The sequence below is a fragment of the Pseudophaeobacter sp. genome (genome assembly GCF_048267565.1).
Taxonomy (GTDB): domain Bacteria; phylum Pseudomonadota; class Alphaproteobacteria; order Rhodobacterales; family Rhodobacteraceae; genus Pseudophaeobacter; species Pseudophaeobacter profundi.
On record NZ_JBLWXG010000008.1, the window covers coordinates 1 to 18,998 of the forward strand.

Sequence of the window (18,998 nt, forward strand, 5' to 3'; positions counted from 1 at the left end):
ATCTGGTCGTAGGCTTTGAAGTCACCAAAATATTTGGTGATCGCTGCGGTCAGAGTGGTTTTACCGTGGTCAACGTGGCCGATGGTGCCGATGTTGACGTGCGGCTTATTACGTTCAAACTTTTCCTTAGCCATGATGGCCTCCTTTTGAGATTGAGGAAGGCCCGCGCAATTGGCGAACCTTCCAATATCTTTCGCTTACGCGAATTTAGCCTGAATTTCGTCCGAGATGTTCTGCGGCACGGGATCGTAGTGCGAGAACTGCATGGTGAACTGGGCGCGGCCCGAGCTCATCGAACGCAGGGTGTTGATGTAGCCGAACATGTTCGCCAGCGGCACGTTTGCTTCGATCGCAATCGCGTTGCCACGGGGTTCCTGGCCCGACACCTGACCACGACGGGAGGTCAGGTCACCAATGATACCGCCGGTGTATTCTTCCGGCGTGATCACTTCCACCTTCATGATTGGCTCAAGCAGCTTGGCGCCAGCTTTGCGCATACCTTCACGCATACACATACGGGCTGCGATTTCAAAGGCCAGAACCGATGAGTCCACATCGTGGAACTTACCGTCGATCAGAGCAACCTTGAAGTCGATCACTGGGAAGCCTGCAAGCGGGCCGGAATCCATCACCGAGTTGATGCCTTTTTCGACACCTGGGATGTATTCTTTTGGAACCGAGCCACCAACGATACGGGATTCGAAGGAATAGCCTTCACCAGCTTCTGTCGGCGAGATGATCATCTTCACCTCAGCGAACTGACCCGAACCACCAGACTGTTTCTTGTGGGTGTAGGTGTGCTCGACCTCGTGACCGATGGTCTCGCGGTAGGCAACCTGCGGGGCACCGATGTTGGCTTCAACCTTGAATTCACGCTTGAGACGGTCAACCAGGATGTCCAGGTGAAGTTCGCCCATGCCCTTCATGATGGTCTGACCGGATTCGATGTCGGTCTCCACACGGAAGGATGGATCTTCAGCAGCCAGACGGCCCAGACCCTGAGACATTTTCTCTTGGTCCGCTTTGGTCTTTGGCTCAACCGCGATCTCGATCACCGGATCGGGGAAGGTCATGGTTTCCAGAACCACCGGATCGTTGACGGCGCAGAGCGTGTCACCAGTGGTGGTGTCTTTCAGACCTGCCAGCGCGATAATGTCGCCCGCGAATGCTTCCGTGATTTCCTCACGGTCATTCGAGTGCATCATCATCATCCGGCCAACACGCTCTTTACGACCTTTGGTCGAGTTCAGCAGTGTGTCGCCCTTGTTCAGCACACCGGAGTAGATCCGGGTGAAGGTCAGCGAGCCAACAAAGGGGTCGTTCATGATTTTGAACGCCAGGCCAGAGAACGCCATGTTGTCATCCGCACGGCGGGGGATGTCACGGGTTTCTGTTTCGTCACCTGGTTTGAAGCCCATGTAATCAACAACGTCCAGCGGGCTGGGCAGATAGTCGATCACAGCGTTCAGCAGCGGCTGAACACCTTTGTTTTTGAACGCGGAACCACCCAGAACAGGCACGAATGCCAGCGCCAGTGTCCCCTTGCGCAGCAGTTTGCGCAGAGTTGGAACGTCGGGCTCTTCACCTTCCAGGTAGGCTTCCATGGCGTCGTCGTCCATTTCGACGGCGGCTTCGATCATTTTTCCACGCCATTCATCGGCCAGCTCTTTCAAGCTGTCGCGGATGGGGGCTTTGATCCAGGATGCACCAAGGTCTTCACCCTGCCACAGCCATTCTTCCATGGTAACCAGGTCAACCTGACCTTCCAGCTCTGTTTCGGCACCGATCGGGAAAGCAACAGGCACAGCACGTGCACCGGTGCGGTCTTCGACCATTGCAACACAGTTGAAGAAGTCAGCGCCGATTTTGTCCATCTTGTTGACAAAAACCATACGCGGAACCTTGTAGCGGTCAGCCTGACGCCACACGGTTTCGGTCTGGGGTTCAACACCGGCGTTGGCGTCCAGAACACAGACAGCCCCATCGAGAACCGCCAGCGAACGCTCAACTTCAATGGTGAAGTCAACGTGGCCGGGAGTGTCGATGATGTTCAGACGGTGCTTGGGAGAGTCAGCGGTTTCGCCATCTTCGGTGCGTTCCCAGAATGTGGTGGTCGCCGCCGAGGTGATGGTGATGCCGCGTTCCTGCTCCTGCTCCATCCAGTCCATGGTGGCCGCACCGTCGTGCACCTCACCAATGTTGTGGGATTTGCCGGTATAGAACAGGATGCGCTCGGAACAGGTGGTTTTACCTGCATCGATATGCGCCATGATACCGAAGTTGCGGTAATGTTCGAGTGTATAGTCGCGTGCCATTGGTCTAATGTCCTTTGGAAATTACCAACGATAATGGCTGAAGGCTTTGTTGGCTTCGGCCATTTTGTGAGTGTCTTCGCGCTTTTTAACAGCAGTACCGCGCGACTGAACAGCATCCATCAGCTCGCCTGCGAGGCGCTCTTCCATGGTGTTTTCATTACGCTTGCGGGCCGCAGTGATCAGCCAGCGGATGGCCAATGCTTCACGACGCTCGGGGCGAACTTCGACGGGAACCTGATAGGTTGCACCACCCACACGGCGGGAGCGAACTTCTACCGATGGTTTGATGTTTTCCAGCGCTTCGTGGAACACTTCCACGGGGGCGCGCTTGATTTTGACTTCAACGCGATCAAAAGCGTTGTAGACAATTTTCTCTGCAACCGACTTTTTACCGTCGATCATCAGATTGTTCATGAACTTGGTCAGAACGCGGTCACCAAACTTGGCGTCTGGCAGTACTTCGCGTTTTTCAGCGGCGTGACGACGTGACATATCAGCCTCTCCTTCTTATTTAGGACGCTTCGCGCCGTACTTCGAACGACGTTGTTTACGGTCTTTGACGCCTTGGGTATCCAACACACCACGCAGGATGTGGTAACGGACACCCGGAAGGTCTTTTACACGACCGCCGCGGATCAGAACCACGGAGTGTTCCTGAAGGTTGTGGCTTTCCCCTGGGATATAGGAGATCACTTCGAAACCGTTGGTCAGGCGAACCTTCGCAACTTTCCGCATCGCGGAGTTCGGCTTCTTAGGTGTGGTGGTATAAACACGTGTGCACACGCCGCGTTTCTGTGGGCACTGCTCCAGGTGCATGGACTTGGAGCGCTTTACTTTTGGCTGCCGCGGTTTGCGGATCAGCTGTTGGATCGTTGGCATTCCGGTTTTTTCCCCGTTTCGCAACTTTGGTCATGTACGCTCAGAAAGCATACGGCTAGGTCTTCATACGCAGGCGCGTCCGCAAGCGTAAAAACCGCAATCGCTTCCATTCCGAGGTAAGCGACGCGGCGGTTTAACAGAGGGTTCGGGTGATAAAAGTTCCCGAACCTTGGTCTACAACAGTATGATATCGGCTTTTGGGGCGACCCCCGAAGTGCCGGATAAGCGCGCGTATATGGGGAGTCGCGGTCCTTGTCAACTCTGTCCCCGTCTGCGCAGGGCCGGTCTTTGCCGATTTCCCCAGAGGCCGCAATTGGGGCCGGAAATGACGCATTTCATCCGGCCCGCGCCCTGGCCCGCGAATTGTATTCAACCCAAGGCCAATGCTTGCGCCGGTGGGGCCGACGTGGCTAACGTGGCGACAGACTGATCCCACCCGCTTTCTTTTAGTGAATTTTCAGGACGTCACCATGCAGGTTATTGGCCTTTGTCGTTTTTCCTATCCCGCCATCGGGGGCTTTCAGGTCGAACACGACAGTATCGAAGATCGCATTGCCTTTCTCTACGCCGAGGCGCGACTGGAAGAACGCTTTCAACTGATGGAAACCATCGCCCTGCCCTGTCTGCGAGAACAGACCGATCAGGATTTCGAACTGATTGTGGTGATTGGCGACAGCCTACCGGTCCGCCATGCTGACCGGCTGCGCGATCTTTGCGCCGATATTGCCCAGATCACCATTCATGTGGAACCCCCGCGCAAACAACGCCAGGTGATGAAAGAAATTCTCAACGCCGCGCGGCGCGACCCCAAGGCCCCCTGCCTGCAGTTTCGTCATGATGACGATGATGCCATCTCGGTTGATTTTGTCGAGCGGCTGCGCCAAACCATTACCGACTGCCCCGGCCTGGTGGCCAAACACCGGACGCTGGCGGTTGATTTCAACCGCGGGTATATCGCCGAACTTGGCGCAAAAGGCATCGCCGCCACCGAAATTCATCGCCCCTATTATGTCGCCGCGCTTGGCATGTATGTGAAGGGCAACTGCCCGCTGACCATCATGAACTTTGCCCATGAAAAGATCCTGCGCTTCATGCCAACCATCACCATCAGCGATGCGCCGATGTTCGTGCGCAGCCATAACGGCTATAACGACTCTCGCCAGAAGAAGGTAAAGCCAATCCCGGTGACACCAATTGATGCGGCGCTAGAGGCCGAGTTCGAGATCCGCTTTGCCCTGCGCCAATCTCAGGTGCGGGCGGTTTTTGGCAACGGCAACCAGCCCTAGCTGCGGCGTCCTGCGGTGGCCTGTCGGCGCGCCAGCCGATGTTCGCGGTAAAGGGTGAACAGCCCTGCCCCAACCACCAGCGCCGCGCCAAGCAGCGTCAGCGGAGCAGGCCAATCCCCAAATACCAGCCAACCCAAAATCAACGCCCAAAGCAGCCCAGTATAGCGAAACGGCGAAACCACAGCGACATCGCCCACCCGCATTGTCATCACCGAACACAGGTAGCCAAGCAGAATGAAACAGGCCGCCGCCGCCAGCATGCCCAGCTGCACTGGTGCAACCGGTGTCCAATCCTGCCAGAAACTGTAGACACAGCCAAAGGTCAGCACCGAAAGTGACGCCATCAGGGTCACCGTCAGCGAGGGCACATTCTCTGACATCCGCCGGGTCGACAGATCTCGCAGGGTGACGCAGGCCACCGCTCCCAGGGCATAGATCGAGGCCAAATCAAAGCCCTCCGGTCCGGGTCGCACAATCAGCAACATACCGCAGAACCCGGCCAGGATTGCCAGCATCCGGCGCCAACCGACCGTTTCCTTGAACAGAAGCGCCGCACCAAGAGTCACGGTCAACGGCAGCATCTGCAACACCGCGGTAATATTGGCCAGCGGCATCAGCATCAGTGCGGTCAAAAACAAGAAGGTCGCCCCCGCCTCTGACAGGCACCGCAGCGCCACCAACCCCCAGTCCCGGCGGCTGAGCCGCAAGCGCAGACTGCCGTAGTATCGGGCCAGGGCAAAGATCAGCGCGCTGGCCATAAGGCCGCGCAGAACCAGAATCTGCGACAGGGGCAACCCGCTGCCCACAGATTTGACCAGGGCATCATTGACGGTAAAGCCCGCCATGGCACCCATCATCAAGAAGGCGCCCCTTTGATTTGAGGATAGCATCTAGATCGCCTCCAGATCTGCAAGGTTGAGGCCAAAATGGCGCTGCAGGCTGGCGTCCATCTCTGCCTGTTCCATCCGGTGGGTGATCCCGGTCTGGGCAGGTTCCGATTTGTTGTCGCCATGAATGGTGCGAATATAGGTCGGCACCTGCATGTCCGAATACAGATTATAGTGCCGGGCCAGTTTACGGTGATTGTACCTATAGGGATTGGTGCTGGTGCCTTTCGGCGCAACCAATGCTGTGCCTGCGGACAGCGGCGCCTGTTCAATAGCGTCAAAAATTTGCGGCCCCTGGGGGGTGGCCCGCAGGTAAAACCCCCGATTGTGGGCGATCACAAAACCGGTTTCAGGTGGCTGCAGCGGCAGCAGACCGGTGGCCAATGCACGGGTGCGACGGACAAAATCCAGATCGACAGCATCGTCGTCATCCAGCCGGAACAGGATGCGATGGCTGGCATCGTTCTGCGGCACCGAGTCATAGCCCTGACGCAGCAAGCGGTAGTGATTGCGGGTTCCGACTGGGCGCAGGTGAATGTTGTCATGTGGTTCCAGCAGCGCCCGCAGCCTTTGCAGATAAGGCTTTGGCATGGCGGCAGCGGTCAGCACCACCAGATCAAAATCACCATCGCTTTGGCGCAGCAACGACGGCAGGCAGAGGTTTTCGAAAATGCTGAAGCGCAGCGCCATCCGCTCGGGCGCGAAAAGATGGGCGGCCGTCTCGTCCAGCGTGGCAAAGCGTTCGGAATAATAGGTTGGTGTCAGCACCGAAAAGCGCACCAGCCCCACCATTTTCATTCTCTGCGTCATTCCCGCCCCGCCTGCATCTCCTTATCCTCTATCGCCGATCCCTGCGCAAAATGGCAGGTAAAAAATCAACCCAACAAAAACTGACCTGAAGGGCGCGCAAAAGAAAACCCCCACACCAAGGGTGCGGGGGTTTGCCATTCATTTCAAATATCAGGTAGCGATCAATCGCGGCTTTCCGGTGTATCCACCAGATTGTCGAATGTATCGCTTGCCAGAGTATCCTCTGCCACCGGGGCAGCCAGCGCTGCTGCGGCTTCGGCCTCTTCGCGGCGCGCTTCCAGCACGACATTGTCGCGACCCTGGGCAATTTGACGAACCCGCTGGGTGGCGCCACCGGTCCCGGCTGGGATCAGGCGGCCAACAATGACGTTCTCTTTCAGACCAACCAGTTTGTCCTTCTTGCCCTGCACCGAAGCTTCGGTCAGCACGCGGGTGGTCTCCTGGAAGGAGGCCGCCGAGATAAAGGAGCGGGTCTGCAGCGATGCCTTGGTGATCCCAAGCAGGATCGGCCCGCCCTTGGCAGGACGTTTGTTGCGCGACAGAGCCTTTTCATTGGCCGCTTCGAACTCTTGCTTGTCCACATGTTCGCCTTTGAGCAGCGTGGTTTCACCCGAGTCCGAGATCTCCCACTTCTGCAGCATCTGGCGCACGATGACTTCGATGTGCTTATCGTTGATCTTCACACCCTGCAGGCGATACACGTCCTGCACTTCGTCGATCATGTAGTTGGCCAGAGCCTCGACACCCATGATGGCAAGGATATCGTGCGGCGCAGGGTTACCATCCATGATGTAATCGCCCTTCTGGACGAAGTCACCTTCCTGAACAGGAATGTGCTTGCCCTTGGGCACCATGTATTCGACGGCATCCTTGCTCTCATCCACTGGATCAATCGCGATACGGCGCTTGTTCTTGTAGTCGCGGCCAAAGCGGACGTAACCATCAAGTTCAGCAATGATCGCGTGATCTTTGGGGCGACGGGCTTCGAACAGTTCCGCAACCCGTGGCAGACCACCGGTGATGTCCTTGGTCTTGGCGCCTTCACGCGGGATACGTGCAACAACGTCACCTGCCTGTACCGCATCGCCATCCTCGATCGAGAGGACCGCATCCACGGACATTGGGTAGGTCACGGGGTTGCCGTTATCCAGACGAAGCGGCTCACCATCGGTACCAACCAGAATGATTTCAGGCTTGAGTTCGCTGCCTTTGGGGGCGGCGCGCCAGTCAATCACAATCTTCTGGGTCATGCCGGTGGCTTCATCGGTTTCATCACGCACAGCGATGCCCGACACCAGATCGACATATTTGGCAGTACCGGCCTTTTCGGCGATGATTGGCAGGGTATAGGGATCCCATTCAAACAGTTTATCGCCGCGGGCAATGGTCTGACCTGCAGAAACGATCAGCTTGGAGCCATAGCTCAGCTTGTGGCTGGCCCGCTCTTCGCCGTGTTCGTCCTGGATGATCATCTTCATGTTCCGGCCCACGATCAGAACATCCCCATCGGAGTTCTTCAGCGTGTTCTCGTTTTCAAAGACGATCGTACCTGCGTGGCTGGCTTCCTGGAAGGACTGCTGACCACCCTGAGCAACGCCGCCGATGTGGAACGTCCGCATCGTCAGCTGGGTGCCGGGTTCACCAATCGACTGCGCGGCGATAATGCCGACAGCTTCACCGGTGTTGACCATGGTGCCGCGCGCGAGGTCACGACCATAGCACATGGCGCAGACGCCTTCTTCGGCCTCACAGGTCAGTGGCGAACGGATCCGCATGGTTGCAACGCCGGCCTCTTCAATGATGTCGGACAGACGTTCATCGATCAGCTGGCCAGAGGCCGCCAGGATCTCATCGGTGCCGGGACGCTTGACGTCTTCGGCGGTGACACGACCCAGGATGCGTTCGCCGAGGCTGGCAACCACTTCACCGTCATTGACCGCGGCAGAGGCCGTGATCGAATTTTCGGTGCCGCAGTCACGATCGCGCACGATGCAATCCTGTGCAACATCAACCAGACGACGGGTCAGATAGCCCGAGTTCGCGGTTTTCAGAGCCGTATCCGACAGACCTTTACGGGCACCGTGGGTAGAGTTGAAGTACTCCAGAACCGACAGGCCTTCTTTGAAGTTCGAGATGATCGGGGTCTCGATGATGTCGCCGTTTGGCTTGGCCATCAGACCCCGCATACCGCCCAGCTGTTTCATCTGGGTAACCGAACCACGGGCACCGGAGTGCGCCATCATGTAGACCGAGTTCGGTTCCGCCTCAGAGCCGTCTTCGTGGCGCTTGGAAGTGGAGATGGTCGTCATCATGGCGTCGGTGACGCGGTCGTTACACTTCGACCAGGCATCGACAACTTTGTTGTACTTTTCACCCTGAGTGATCAGGCCGTCCATGTACTGTTGTTCAAAGTCCTTCACCAGATCGCGGGTCTCGTTGACGATGGGCCATTTGGTTTCAGGAACAACCATATCGTCCTTGCCAAACGAAATGCCTGCCTTGAAGGCCTCGCGGAAGCCCATGGTCATGATCTGGTCACAGAAGATGACCGACTCTTTCTGACCGCAATAGCGGTAGACGGTGTCGATGACCTGCTGCACCTCTTTCTTCCGCAGAAGACGGTTCACCAGTTCAAACGGTGCCTTCGCATTCTTTGGCAGCAGCGCGCCCAGCAGAACCCGGCCCGGCGTGGTTTCAAAGCGCTGAAGCACCTCGTTGCCTTCGTCGTCGATCTGGGTGATCCGCGCAGTCACACGGCTGTGCAGGTGAACTTCACCAGCGTCCAGCGCGTGCTGCACTTCTTCGATGGTGCCAAAGACCTTGCCTTCACCGATCATGCCTTCGCGGTCCAGGGTCACATAGTAGAGACCCAAGATCATATCCTGCGAAGGAACGATGATTGGCGCGCCGTTTGCAGGCGACAGAACGTTGTTGGTCGACATCATCAGAACACGCGCTTCCAGCTGGGCCTCAAGGCTCAGCGGAACGTGAACAGCCATCTGGTCACCGTCAAAGTCAGCGTTGAAGGCCGAGCAGACCAGCGGGTGCAGCTGAATAGCCTTACCTTCGATCAGCGTGGGTTCAAAGGCCTGGATGCCAAGACGGTGCAGCGTAGGCGCACGGTTCAGCATGACAGGGTGTTCACGGATGACTTCATCCAGAATATCCCAGACTTCGGGACGTTCCTTTTCCACCAGCTTCTTCGCCTGCTTCACGGTAGAGGACAGACCTTTGGCCTCCAGACGCGAATAGATGAAGGGCTTGAACAGTTCGAGCGCCATCTTTTTCGGCAAGCCACACTGATGCAGCTTCAGTTCCGGGCCGGTCACAATGACCGAACGACCAGAGAAGTCGACGCGTTTACCCAAAAGGTTCTGACGGAAGCGACCCTGCTTGCCTTTCAGCATATCGCTGAGCGATTTCAGCGGACGCTTGTTGGCACCGGTGATGACACGACCACGACGGCCGTTGTCGAACAGCGCATCCACAGATTCCTGCAACATCCGCTTTTCGTTGCGGACGATGATGTCAGGCGCGCGCAGCTCGATCAAACGCTTCAGACGGTTGTTCCGGTTGATCACCCGACGATAGAGATCGTTCAGGTCAGAGGTCGCAAAACGACCCCCGTCCAGCGGCACCAGTGGGCGCAGTTCTGGCGGGATCACCGGGATCACGGTCATGATCATCCATTCTGGACGGTTGCCGGATTCCAGGAAGGATTCCACAACTTTCAGACGTTTGATGATCTTCTTGGGCTTCAGCTCGCCGGTGGCTTCGGCCAGTTCGGCGCGCAGGTGCTCGGCTTCGGAATCCAGATCAATGGCCGCCAGCATTTCGCGGATGGCTTCGGCGCCGATATTGGCGGTGAAAGCATCCATGCCATAGGCATCCTGCGCGTCCATATACTCTTCTTCGGTCATCATCTGGCCATAGGTCAGATCAGTCAGACCGGGTTCGATGACAACATAGTTTTCAAAGTACAGAACCCGCTCCAGATCGCGCAGGGTCATGTCCAGCATGAGACCAATGCGCGATGGCAGCGATTTCAGGAACCAGATATGCGCAACTGGCGCGGCCAGTTCGATATGGCCCATGCGCTCGCGGCGCACTTTTTGCAGGGTAACTTCAACGCCGCATTTCTCGCAGACAACGCCGCGATACTTCATGCGCTTATATTTACCGCAGAGGCATTCGTAATCTTTGATCGGGCCAAAGATACGGGCACAGAACAGGCCGTCGCGCTCGGGCTTGAAGGTCCGGTAGTTGATGGTTTCTGGCTTTTTGATTTCGCCATAAGACCAAGACAGGATCCGTTCCGGTGACGCCAGCGAGACTTTGATTTCATCAAAGACCTTGGTGGGCGTCAGCGGGTTGAACGGGTTGTTGGTGATTTCCTGGTTCATTTGTGTTTCCTCAAATTTGTGCGGAAGGGGGGAGTGGAGATAAAGGCTGGCGCCCTTACTCCTCCTCCTCCGCATCCAGGAGTTCCATGTTCAGGCCGAGGCCCCGGACTTCTTTGACCAGAACGTTGAAGCTTTCGGGTACGCCCGCTTCAAAGTTGTCCTCGCCCTTGACGATCGATTCATAGACCTTGGTCCGACCGGCAACGTCATCCGATTTGACGGTGAGCATTTCCTGCAGGGTATAGGCAGCGCCATAGGCTTCCAGCGCCCAGACTTCCATTTCCCCGAAACGCTGACCACCAAACTGCGCCTTACCACCCAATGGCTGCTGGGTAACCAGCGAGTATGGGCCGGTGGAACGGGCGTGGATTTTGTCGTCAACCAGGTGATGCAGCTTCAGCAGATACTTGATGCCGACGGTCACCGGGCGGGCAAACTGCTCGCCTGTACGGCCATCAAACAGGATCGACTGACCAGAGGTGTCAAACCCAGCCCGGATGAGCGAGTCGTTCACATCGGCCTCTTTGGCACCGTCAAAAACAGGTGTCGCAATTGGAACACCGTTCACCACGTTGCCAGCCGCCTCGATCAGGTCGAACTCGGACATATCCGCGATGCCCTCGGCGTAGACGTCTTCGCCATAGGCATGCTTCATCACGTCCCGCACAGGCGTCAGATCACCAGAGCGGCGATAGTCCTGCAGGGCCTCGTCCACCTGGATGCCCAGACCGCGCGCGGCCCAGCCCATGTGGGTTTCAAGGATCTGACCAACGTTCATCCGCGAGGGAACGCCCAGTGGGTTCAGACAGAAATCAACCGGGGTACCGTCCTGAAGGAACGGCATGTCCTCCATTGGGACCACTTTCGAGATCACACCTTTGTTGCCGTGACGACCCGCCATTTTATCGCCGGGCTGCAGCTTGCGCTTCACCGCGATAAAGACTTTGACCATCTTCATCACGCCGGGTGGCAGATCATCGCCACGGCGGACTTTTTCGACCTTGTCCTCAAAACGGGCATCCAAGGCGCGCTTCTGTGCCTCGTACTGCTCGTTCAGGGCCTCGACCACCTTGGCGTCCTGCTCCTCTTCGAGGGCAACCATCCACCACTGGCCACGGCTCAGCTGTGACAGGGTATCTTCGTCGACTGTCGCACCAGAGCGCACGCCCTTGGGGCCTTTGACGGCCACTTTACCCAGCAACATGCTGCGCAGGCGGGCGTAGATGTTGCGGTCCAGAATGGCCAGCTCATCGTCGCGGTCACGCGCCAGGCGTTCCACTTCTTCCCGCTCGATCTGCAGCGCACGTTCGTCTTTTTCGACACCGTGACGGTTGAAGACGCGGACTTCGACGATTGTGCCGTAGTCGCCAGGCTTCACCCGCAGGGATGTGTCACGTACGTCAGATGCTTTTTCACCAAAGATGGCGCGCAGCAGTTTTTCTTCTGGCGTCATCGGGCTTTCGCCCTTTGGTGTGATCTTGCCGACCAGGATATCACCGGGTTCAACATCAGCGCCGATGTAAACGATGCCTGCCTCGTCGAGGTTGCGCAGCGCTTCTTCACCAACGTTTGGAATGTCGCGGGTAATTTCCTCTGGGCCCAGTTTGGTATCACGGGCGGCGACTTCGAATTCCTCGATGTGGATCGAGGTAAAGACGTCATCACGGGCAATACGTTCCGAGATCAGGATCGAGTCTTCGTAGTTGTAGCCATTCCAGGGCATGAAGGCCACGACGACGTTTTTACCCAGCGCCAGTTCACCGATATCGGTGCTGGGGCCATCGGCAATCACTTCGCCCTTGCGGACTTCCTGACCAACACGCACCAGCGGACGCTGGTTGATGCAGGTGTTCTGGTTCGAGCGCTGGAACTTGCGCATGCGGTAGATGTCTACCCCTGCATCGCCCAGTTCCAGATCAGAGGTGGCACGGATCACGATACGCTGCGCATCAATCTGGTCGATGATACCGCCGCGTTTCGCCATGATCGCAGCGCCGGAATCCCGCGCCACAACCTCTTCGATGCCGGTGCCGACCAGCGGCGCTTCGGCGCGCAGCAATGGAACCGCCTGACGTTGCATGTTCGAACCCATCAGGGCCCGGTTCGCATCGTCATTTTCCAAGAACGGAATCAGCGACGCCGCAACCGAGACCAGCTGCTTGGGCGAAACGTCGATCAGATCAACGCTTTCGCTGGGCGCCAGCGTATAGTCACCAGATTGACGGGTCGACACCAGATCATTGGTGAACCTGCCGTTTTCATCCAGCGAGGCGTTGGCCTGGGCCACGGTGTGGCGCATTTCTTCGGTCGCCGACATGTAGTGAACTTCGTCGGTCACCTGACCTTCGCTCACAACACGGTAGGGCGTTTCGATGAAGCCATATTTGTTGACGCGGGCAAAGGTCGCAAGCGAGTTGATCAGACCAATGTTCGGACCTTCTGGCGTTTCAATCGGACACATCCGGCCATAGTGGGTCGGGTGAACATCTCGCACTTCAAAACCGGCACGTTCGCGGGTCAGACCGCCAGGCCCAAGCGCCGAGAGACGGCGTTTGTGGGTGACTTCCGACAGCGGGTTGGTTTGGTCCATGAACTGCGACAGCTGCGAAGAGCCAAAGAATTCACGCACCGCGGCTGCAGCTGGTTTGGCGTTGATCAGATCCTGTGGCATCACAGTGTCGATCTCGACAGAGGACATCCGCTCTTTGATCGCGCGCTCCATGCGCAGCAGGCCAACGCGGTACTGGTTTTCCATCAGCTCGCCAACCGAGCGCACACGACGGTTGCCCAGGTGGTCAATATCGTCGATGCCACCGCGGCCGTCACGCAGATCAACCAGGGCCTTGATGCAGGAAACAATGTCTTCCTTGCGCAGGGTCCGCTGGGTGTCTTCGGCGTCCAGCGCCAGACGCATGTTCATTTTCACCCGGCCAACGGCCGAGAGATCATAGCGCTCGCTATCAAAGAACAATGTATCAAACAGCGCCGAGGCCGCTTCGACGGTGGGCGGCTCGCCCGGACGCATCACGCGGTAGATGTCCATCAGCGCGGTATCGCGACCCATGTTCTTATCTGCCGCCATGGTGTTGCGCATGTAGGGGCCGACATTGATATTGTCGATGTCCAGAACCGGGATATCGGTGATACCGGCATCCATCAGCTCTTTGACGGTACCGCCAATGATTTCGCCACCCTTGTCGTATTCCATGGTCAGCTCGTCGCCGGCCTCAACGTAGATCGCACCGTTTTCTTCGTTGATGATATCCTTGGCGACAAACTTGCCGATGATGTTCTCGAACGGCACCAGAAGATTGCTGATCGCGCCCTCGTCGATCATTTTCTTCACAGCGCGCGGAGTGACCTTTTTGCCGGCTTCGGCAAAGACTTCACCAGAGGCAGCATCAACCAGGTCAAAGGTTGGACGGGTGCCACGAACACGATCGGGGAAGAAGGGAGTCACCCAACCACGGCTGGTATCCAGCGAGTAGTTCACCGTGTCGTAATAGGCATCCATAATGGCTTCCTGGTCCAGCCCCAGCGCATAAAGCAGGGTGGTCACAGGCAGCTTGCGGCGGCGGTCGATCCGGGCAAAGACGATGTCTTTGGCGTCGAATTCGAAGTCCAGCCAGGAACCGCGATAGGGGATGATCCGGCAGGCAAACAGCAGTTTACCCGAAGAATGCGTCTTGCCCTTGTCGTGATCAAAGAACACGCCAGGAGAGCGGTGCATCTGAGAAACGATAACCCGCTCGGTCCCGTTGACAACAAAGGTGCCGTTGGGCGTCATCAGAGGCATATCGCCCATGAAGACGTCCTGCTCTTTGATGTCCTTGACCGACTTGGCGCCAGTGTCATCATCGATATCAAACACGATCAAGCGCAGGGTAACCTTCAGCGGTGCTGAATAGGTCATGTCGCGCTGCATGCATTCTTCGACGTCGTATTTAGGCTTCTCGAAGGAATATTTCACGAACTCCAGAACGGAGGTTTCGTTGAAATCCTTGATCGGGAAAACCGACTGGAATACGCCCTTGATGCCCTCACCGTCGAGCGGCTCTGGGGAATCTCCGGAACGGAGAAACAGGTCGTATGACGATTTTTGAACCTCAATGAGGTTCGGCATATCCAGCACTTCGCGGATTTTGCCATAATACTTGCGTAGACGTTTCTGGCCAAGGAACGTTTGAGCCATGTCAGATGTCACCTTTCGAGTTCTCACCGGTCAAGACTGCTGCCGGGCCACAGCATCTTGCCCATACGAGACAGCATGGTTGGATCTATTCATGGCCACCGTCCCGAATGGCGGCCTCCCGATCCGTTGAACCTCGCCTTAGGAAAGACCAAAGAATGGTCCTTGCTGAGACAGATTCGGCTGGACCCGAATTACCTCGGATCCAGCCTGAACTTTTCAAGGAATGCAGCGGAACGGTCCGCCGCATCCCCCAGAAGAAACGGCTTAGGCCACTTCGACTTCGGCGCCAGCTGCTTCCAGCTTGCCTTTGACGTCGTTGGCTTCGTCCTGCGAAACGCCTTCTTTGATCTTGCCGCCAGCTTCGACCAGCTCCTTGGCTTCTTTCAGGCCAAGACCGGTGATCGCGCGAACTTCTTTGATCACGTTGATTTTGGATGCGCCGGCGTTCTTCAGAACGACGTCGAATTCAGTTTTTTCTTCTGCAGCTTCACCGCCGGCGTCGCCAGCTGCCATGACTACTGCGCCGCCAGCGGCGGGCTCGATGCCATACTCGTCTTTGAGGATGGTTTTCAGTTCTTGTGCTTCCAGCAGGGTCAGACCCACGATGCTTTCTGCGAGTGCTTTCAGATCAGCCATTGTATCAGCTCTTTCCGTGTTCAGTATGTGTGTTCCAACGTGTGAGATAATCCCCACGCCAGTCATTCAGTGCCAACCGCTTACGCAGCTTCCGCCTTCTCTTCGATGGTCGAAAGAATGCTTGCGATATTGCTTGCAGGTGCGCCAATGGCCCCAGCGATGTTGCTTGCAGGTGCGCCGATGCAGCTTGCGATCTGAGCAATAAGCTCGTCGCGCGAAGGCATTTTCGACACAGCTGTAACACCAGCCCGGTCCAGAGCGTTCTCACCCATTGCGCCGCCAAGAATTTCGAATTTCTTGTTCTCTTTGGCGAAATCTTCGGCCACTTTGGCAGCTGCCACAGGGTCCTCAGAATAGGTCAGAACGGTCATCCCCGTCAGCAGGTTAGACATGCTTTCACACGGCTTACCCTCGAGGGCGATTTTGGCGAGCCTGTTTTTGGCAACACGCACGGAACTACCAGCTGCACTTGCGCGCGCTCGTAGGTCCTGCATCTCAGCAACTGTCAGACCGACGTAGTGGGAAACCACCACGACGCCAGAGCTTTCGAAGATCTGGCCGAGTTCCTCGACCAATTTCTCTTTCTGGGCTCTATCCACAGTTCTCTCCAAATTTGGGGTGTAAACACCCCGGCTCATTGATGTGCCAGACAAAACTGCCTGGCGTTCAAGTCCGTTTTACCGGGATAGCCAACTTCGCCCGAAGGTAAAAAAACCCTCGATCTTATTTGTCTCTCCCGTCTCAGGAGGGAAATTAAGACCCGATCGACAGGTCACCCACCATCTTGGACGAAATGAAATAAAGCGCACGACGAATCGCACGCTTTACCTCTTGGTCGTATTACTGCCAATTCGAAGGATTTCCAAGCGATAATTCCACCTGGCGCGATCCAGCGGCAGGCAATCGCGCCGCCGAGGCGAAAAACCGCCCCCTTTGGCGGAGACCATCACAATACGCGCCCCAAGCAGCACTGCCACTCAGATCAGCGCCAACGAAAATGGGCGGCACCCGTAAGCGCCGCCCATTCCATATCCGATCCAGAGGACCGCGGTCTCACTCAGAAACAGCGCCGTCCACATCCAGGGTCACGCTTGGGCCCATGGTCGAAGACAGAACGATCTTCTTCATGTAGGCACCTTTGGCACCGCTTGGGCGCGCCTTGGCAACCGCGTCGATAAAGGCAGAGACGTTTTCGGCCAGCTTGGCGGCATCAAAAGAAGCCTTGCCAACACCGGCATGCACAACGCCGCCTTTTTCCGCTTTGAACTGGACTTCGCCGCCCTTGGCCGCTTCAACAGCTGCCTTGACGTCCATGGTCACAGTGCCAACCTTGGGGTTTGGCATCAGGTTACGTGGGCCAAGGATCTTGCCCAGACGACCAACGACGGGCATCATGTCAGGGGTGGCGATGCAACGATCAAAATCGATTGTGCCGCCCTGAATGGCTTCCATCAGGTCTTCTGCGCCGATCACATCTGCACCGGCGGCCTTGGCTTCATCAGCCTTGGGGCCACGGGCAAAGACTGCAACGCGCATGGTTTTGCCGGTGCCGTTTGGCAGGCCAACAACGCCACGAACCATCTGGTCTGCGTGACGGGTGTCAACGCCCAGGTTCAAGGCAATCTCGATGGTTTCGTCGAACTTCGAGGTTGCATTGGCCTTCACCAGGGCAACGGCATCAGCAACGGAGAGGTTGGCTTTGCCAGCGACTGCTTCGCGCGCGGCGCGTGTACGTTTTCCGAACTTTGCCATCTTACTTCACCTCGATGCCCATAGAGCGGGCGGAGCCCAGAATGATCTTCATCGCCGCTTCGATATCGTTGGCGTTCAGATCTTTCATCTTCGCTTCGGCGATTTCTTTCACCTGAGCAACAGACACGGTACCAACGGTTTCACGCGAAGGTGTCTTGGCACCGGACTTAACCTTGGCAGCCTTCTTCAGGTAATAAGACGCAGGTGGCGTCTTGATTTCCATGGTGAAGGACTTGTCCTGATAATAGGTGATCACGGTGGGGCAAGGCGCGCCTGGCTCCATATCTGCGGTCTTGGCGTTGAACGCCTTGCAGAATTCCATGATGTTGATGCCGCGCTGACCCAGAGCAGGGCCAACGGGTGGGGATGGGTTTGCCTGACCTGCAGCAACCTGCAGTTTCATCGAACCAACAAGCTTCTTAGCCATTTGGTTGTCCTTTCAACGAAGGATGAGACGCGTCCCATCCGGTTTGGTGTTGCGTGGTCCGACCGAAGATCGCGACCTTCGAATCTCCCACGAGAGAATCTCGCCCAAAGACGATTGGGGGCATCTACAGCGGAATGGTTCAGGTGGCAAGTGCCAGATCCCGGTTACGATGACCAACACTGACCAGCCCCGGCCCGCAACTGGCCCAAAGTCGGCCCGTTGCCAGCCCGGTCACAAAGAATTACCCCCCTGCTGGAAGGGCATGAAACCAATCAGGGCGACAGTGAAAACGCAAAACGCCGCGAAACCCTTGGCTGCGCGGCGCTTCAAATTCTGTATCGAGCGAGAGATCAGCTCTGCTTGGTAACCTGGGTAAAGTCCAGCTCGACCGGAGTTTCGCGACCAAAGATCGACACGGAAACCTTCAGCTTTTGCGCCTCGTCATCGACGCCTTCAACCATGCCGTCAAAGTCTTCAAACGGACCGTCGTTGACCTTGACCCGGTCACCGATCTCAAAGGAGATCAGGGTGCGTGGGGCTTCGATGCCCTCTTCGACGCGGCCCAGGATACCCTGAACTTCGGCGTCGCGCATCGGCATCGGGCGTCCCTGCGGCCCGAGGAAGCCGGTAACCCGGTTGATCGAGGAAATAAGGTGATAGCCCTGATCGGACATTTCCATGTGCACCAGCACATAGCCGGGCATAAAGCGACGCTCGGTCGAGACCTTTTTGCCGCGACGGACCTCGATCACCTCTTCGGTGGGGACCAGGACCTCATCGATATCATCCTCAAGCCCCTGTTCGGCAACCGAGGTGCGAATCTGCTCTGCGATTTTCTTTTCGAAGTTCGAAAGAACGCTGACCGAATACCACCGTTTCGCCATGAACTTGACCGTCCTTAGATTTGCCGCGCGAAGTATTTTCAGCGCCGTCAGTGAATATGATTTCTGCCGTGATCCTGCGTCAGACGCAAGCTGCGTCCTAACAAAAATCGGCGCGCAACTCGAATCGCCGCACGCCCACGTCAGAAGTTCCGGCTCAACTACCCGCCAATGGGTTCAAGATCAAGAGCCGGAGCAGGTTTTCCTGCAGGCATATAGGCCTGCGATTGGCCAGGGGCCAGCGGGGGTTGGGACTGGCAAGGCCCGCAGCCGCGTGCGACGCGTGCCGCAGACAACCGTTTAGCCAAACATGCCCAGCAGGCTTTGCAGACCAAAGCGGATCACAAGATCAACCATCGCAAAGAAGACAGCTGTCAGGGCCGCCATGATGAAGACCATAACAGTGGTCAGCAGAACTTCGCGGCGGGTAGGCCAGACGACCTTGCTCACCTCTGCACGAACTTGCTGGATGAACTGAATAGGATTTATGGTGGCCATGTGCCTTGTGTCTCTCTGCTAGCAGGGTCTGG

Annotated in this window: 15 protein-coding genes; 1 reads left to right on the plus strand and 14 read right to left on the minus strand. The window is 56.9% G+C overall.

Annotated elements, in window-relative coordinates; translation table 11 throughout:
- From ACN0VH_RS15755 to rpsL, 4 genes are all read right to left on the minus strand, one after another.
- A partial coding sequence (locus tag ACN0VH_RS15755; RefSeq protein WP_254445441.1) for a GTP-binding protein occupies positions 1 to 134 on the minus strand: 134 nt, incomplete at its 3' end.
- Positions 135 to 197: 63 nt separating this feature from the next.
- On the minus strand, positions 198 to 2,315 hold the full coding sequence (gene fusA / locus ACN0VH_RS15760; protein WP_278924482.1) for an elongation factor G: 2,118 nt from the start codon (positions 2,313 to 2,315) through the stop codon (positions 198 to 200).
- Positions 2,316 to 2,336: 21 nt separating this feature from the next.
- A complete protein-coding gene (gene rpsG, locus ACN0VH_RS15765; protein WP_232401950.1) occupies positions 2,337 to 2,807 on the minus strand; it encodes a 30S ribosomal protein S7 in 471 nt (156 codons plus the stop codon).
- Positions 2,808 to 2,822: 15 nt separating this feature from the next.
- Entirely contained in the window at positions 2,823 to 3,194 is a 372-nt protein-coding gene (gene rpsL, locus ACN0VH_RS15770; RefSeq protein ID WP_005621086.1) for a 30S ribosomal protein S12, read from the minus strand.
- A 470-nt stretch (positions 3,195 to 3,664) separates the two neighbouring features.
- Here rpsL and ACN0VH_RS15775 point away from each other — a divergent pair, with 470 nt between their 5' ends.
- Entirely contained in the window at positions 3,665 to 4,480 is an 816-nt protein-coding gene (locus ACN0VH_RS15775) for a putative rhamnosyl transferase (protein ID WP_417701178.1), read from the plus strand.
- Here ACN0VH_RS15775 and ACN0VH_RS15780 read toward each other — a convergent pair.
- From ACN0VH_RS15780 to secE, 10 genes are all read right to left on the minus strand, one after another.
- Positions 4,477 to 5,370, minus strand: coding sequence for a DMT family transporter (locus ACN0VH_RS15780; RefSeq protein ID WP_278924480.1), 894 nt, complete (start codon positions 5,368 to 5,370; stop codon positions 4,477 to 4,479). The genes ACN0VH_RS15775 and ACN0VH_RS15780 overlap by 4 nt on opposite strands.
- Positions 5,371 to 6,177, minus strand: coding sequence for a glycosyltransferase (locus ACN0VH_RS15785; RefSeq protein WP_278924479.1), 807 nt, complete (start codon positions 6,175 to 6,177; stop codon positions 5,371 to 5,373).
- 161 nt (positions 6,178 to 6,338) lie between these two features.
- A complete protein-coding gene (gene rpoC / locus ACN0VH_RS15790; protein WP_278924478.1) occupies positions 6,339 to 10,580 on the minus strand; it encodes a DNA-directed RNA polymerase subunit beta' in 4,242 nt (1,413 codons plus the stop codon).
- A gap of 55 nt (positions 10,581 to 10,635) precedes the next feature.
- A complete protein-coding gene (gene rpoB, locus ACN0VH_RS15795; RefSeq protein ID WP_278924477.1) occupies positions 10,636 to 14,772 on the minus strand; it encodes a DNA-directed RNA polymerase subunit beta in 4,137 nt (1,378 codons plus the stop codon).
- A gap of 264 nt (positions 14,773 to 15,036) precedes the next feature.
- Positions 15,037 to 15,408 (minus strand): 50S ribosomal protein L7/L12, encoded by a 372-nt coding sequence (gene rplL / locus ACN0VH_RS15800; RefSeq protein WP_278924476.1) that lies wholly within the window; start codon positions 15,406 to 15,408, stop codon positions 15,037 to 15,039.
- A gap of 80 nt (positions 15,409 to 15,488) precedes the next feature.
- Positions 15,489 to 16,007, minus strand: coding sequence for a 50S ribosomal protein L10 (rplJ, locus tag ACN0VH_RS15805; RefSeq protein ID WP_232401940.1), 519 nt, complete (start codon positions 16,005 to 16,007; stop codon positions 15,489 to 15,491).
- Between the two features lie 454 nt (positions 16,008 to 16,461).
- On the minus strand, positions 16,462 to 17,160 hold the full coding sequence (gene rplA, locus ACN0VH_RS15810; protein ID WP_278924475.1) for a 50S ribosomal protein L1: 699 nt from the start codon (positions 17,158 to 17,160) through the stop codon (positions 16,462 to 16,464).
- A 1-nt stretch (position 17,161) separates the two neighbouring features.
- On the minus strand, positions 17,162 to 17,587 hold the full coding sequence (gene rplK / locus ACN0VH_RS15815; RefSeq protein ID WP_278924474.1) for a 50S ribosomal protein L11: 426 nt from the start codon (positions 17,585 to 17,587) through the stop codon (positions 17,162 to 17,164).
- Between the two features lie 350 nt (positions 17,588 to 17,937).
- Positions 17,938 to 18,471 carry a transcription termination/antitermination protein NusG gene (gene nusG / locus ACN0VH_RS15820; protein WP_417701181.1) on the minus strand — a complete coding sequence of 178 codons (534 nt, stop codon included), beginning with the start codon at positions 18,469 to 18,471 and terminating at the stop codon, positions 17,938 to 17,940.
- Positions 18,472 to 18,768: 297 nt separating this feature from the next.
- The gene (gene secE, locus ACN0VH_RS15825) at positions 18,769 to 18,966 is read right to left on the minus strand and encodes a preprotein translocase subunit SecE (protein ID WP_278924472.1); all 198 of its coding nucleotides are present in this window, start codon (positions 18,964 to 18,966) and stop codon (positions 18,769 to 18,771) included.
- Positions 18,967 to 18,998: the final 32 nt, after the last annotated feature.

Bases quoted from the DNA above. Each gene is read 5' to 3' on its own strand.
- fusA (WP_278924482.1), bottom strand. From the start codon at position 2,315: ATGGCACGCGACTATACACTCGAACATTACCGCAACTTCGGTATCATG.
- rpoC (WP_278924478.1), bottom strand. From the start codon at position 10,580: ATGAACCAGGAAATCACCAACAACCCGTTCAACCCGCTGACGCCCACC.
- rpsL (WP_005621086.1), bottom strand. From the start codon at position 3,194: ATGCCAACGATCCAACAGCTGATCCGCAAACCGCGGCAGCCAAAAGTA.
- rpsG (WP_232401950.1), bottom strand. From the start codon at position 2,807: ATGTCACGTCGTCACGCCGCTGAAAAACGCGAAGTACTGCCAGACGCC.
- ACN0VH_RS15775 (WP_417701178.1), top strand. From the start codon at position 3,665: ATGCAGGTTATTGGCCTTTGTCGTTTTTCCTATCCCGCCATCGGGGGC.
- secE (WP_278924472.1), bottom strand. From the start codon at position 18,966: ATGGCCACCATAAATCCTATTCAGTTCATCCAGCAAGTTCGTGCAGAG.
- rplK (WP_278924474.1), bottom strand. From the start codon at position 17,587: ATGGCTAAGAAGCTTGTTGGTTCGATGAAACTGCAGGTTGCTGCAGGT.
- ACN0VH_RS15785 (WP_278924479.1), bottom strand. From the start codon at position 6,177: ATGACGCAGAGAATGAAAATGGTGGGGCTGGTGCGCTTTTCGGTGCTG.
- nusG (WP_417701181.1), bottom strand. From the start codon at position 18,471: ATGGCGAAACGGTGGTATTCGGTCAGCGTTCTTTCGAACTTCGAAAAG.
- rpoB (WP_278924477.1), bottom strand. From the start codon at position 14,772: ATGGCTCAAACGTTCCTTGGCCAGAAACGTCTACGCAAGTATTATGGC.
- ACN0VH_RS15780 (WP_278924480.1), bottom strand. From the start codon at position 5,370: ATGCTATCCTCAAATCAAAGGGGCGCCTTCTTGATGATGGGTGCCATG.
- rplA (WP_278924475.1), bottom strand. From the start codon at position 17,160: ATGGCAAAGTTCGGAAAACGTACACGCGCCGCGCGCGAAGCAGTCGCT.
- rplL (WP_278924476.1), bottom strand. From the start codon at position 15,408: ATGGCTGATCTGAAAGCACTCGCAGAAAGCATCGTGGGTCTGACCCTG.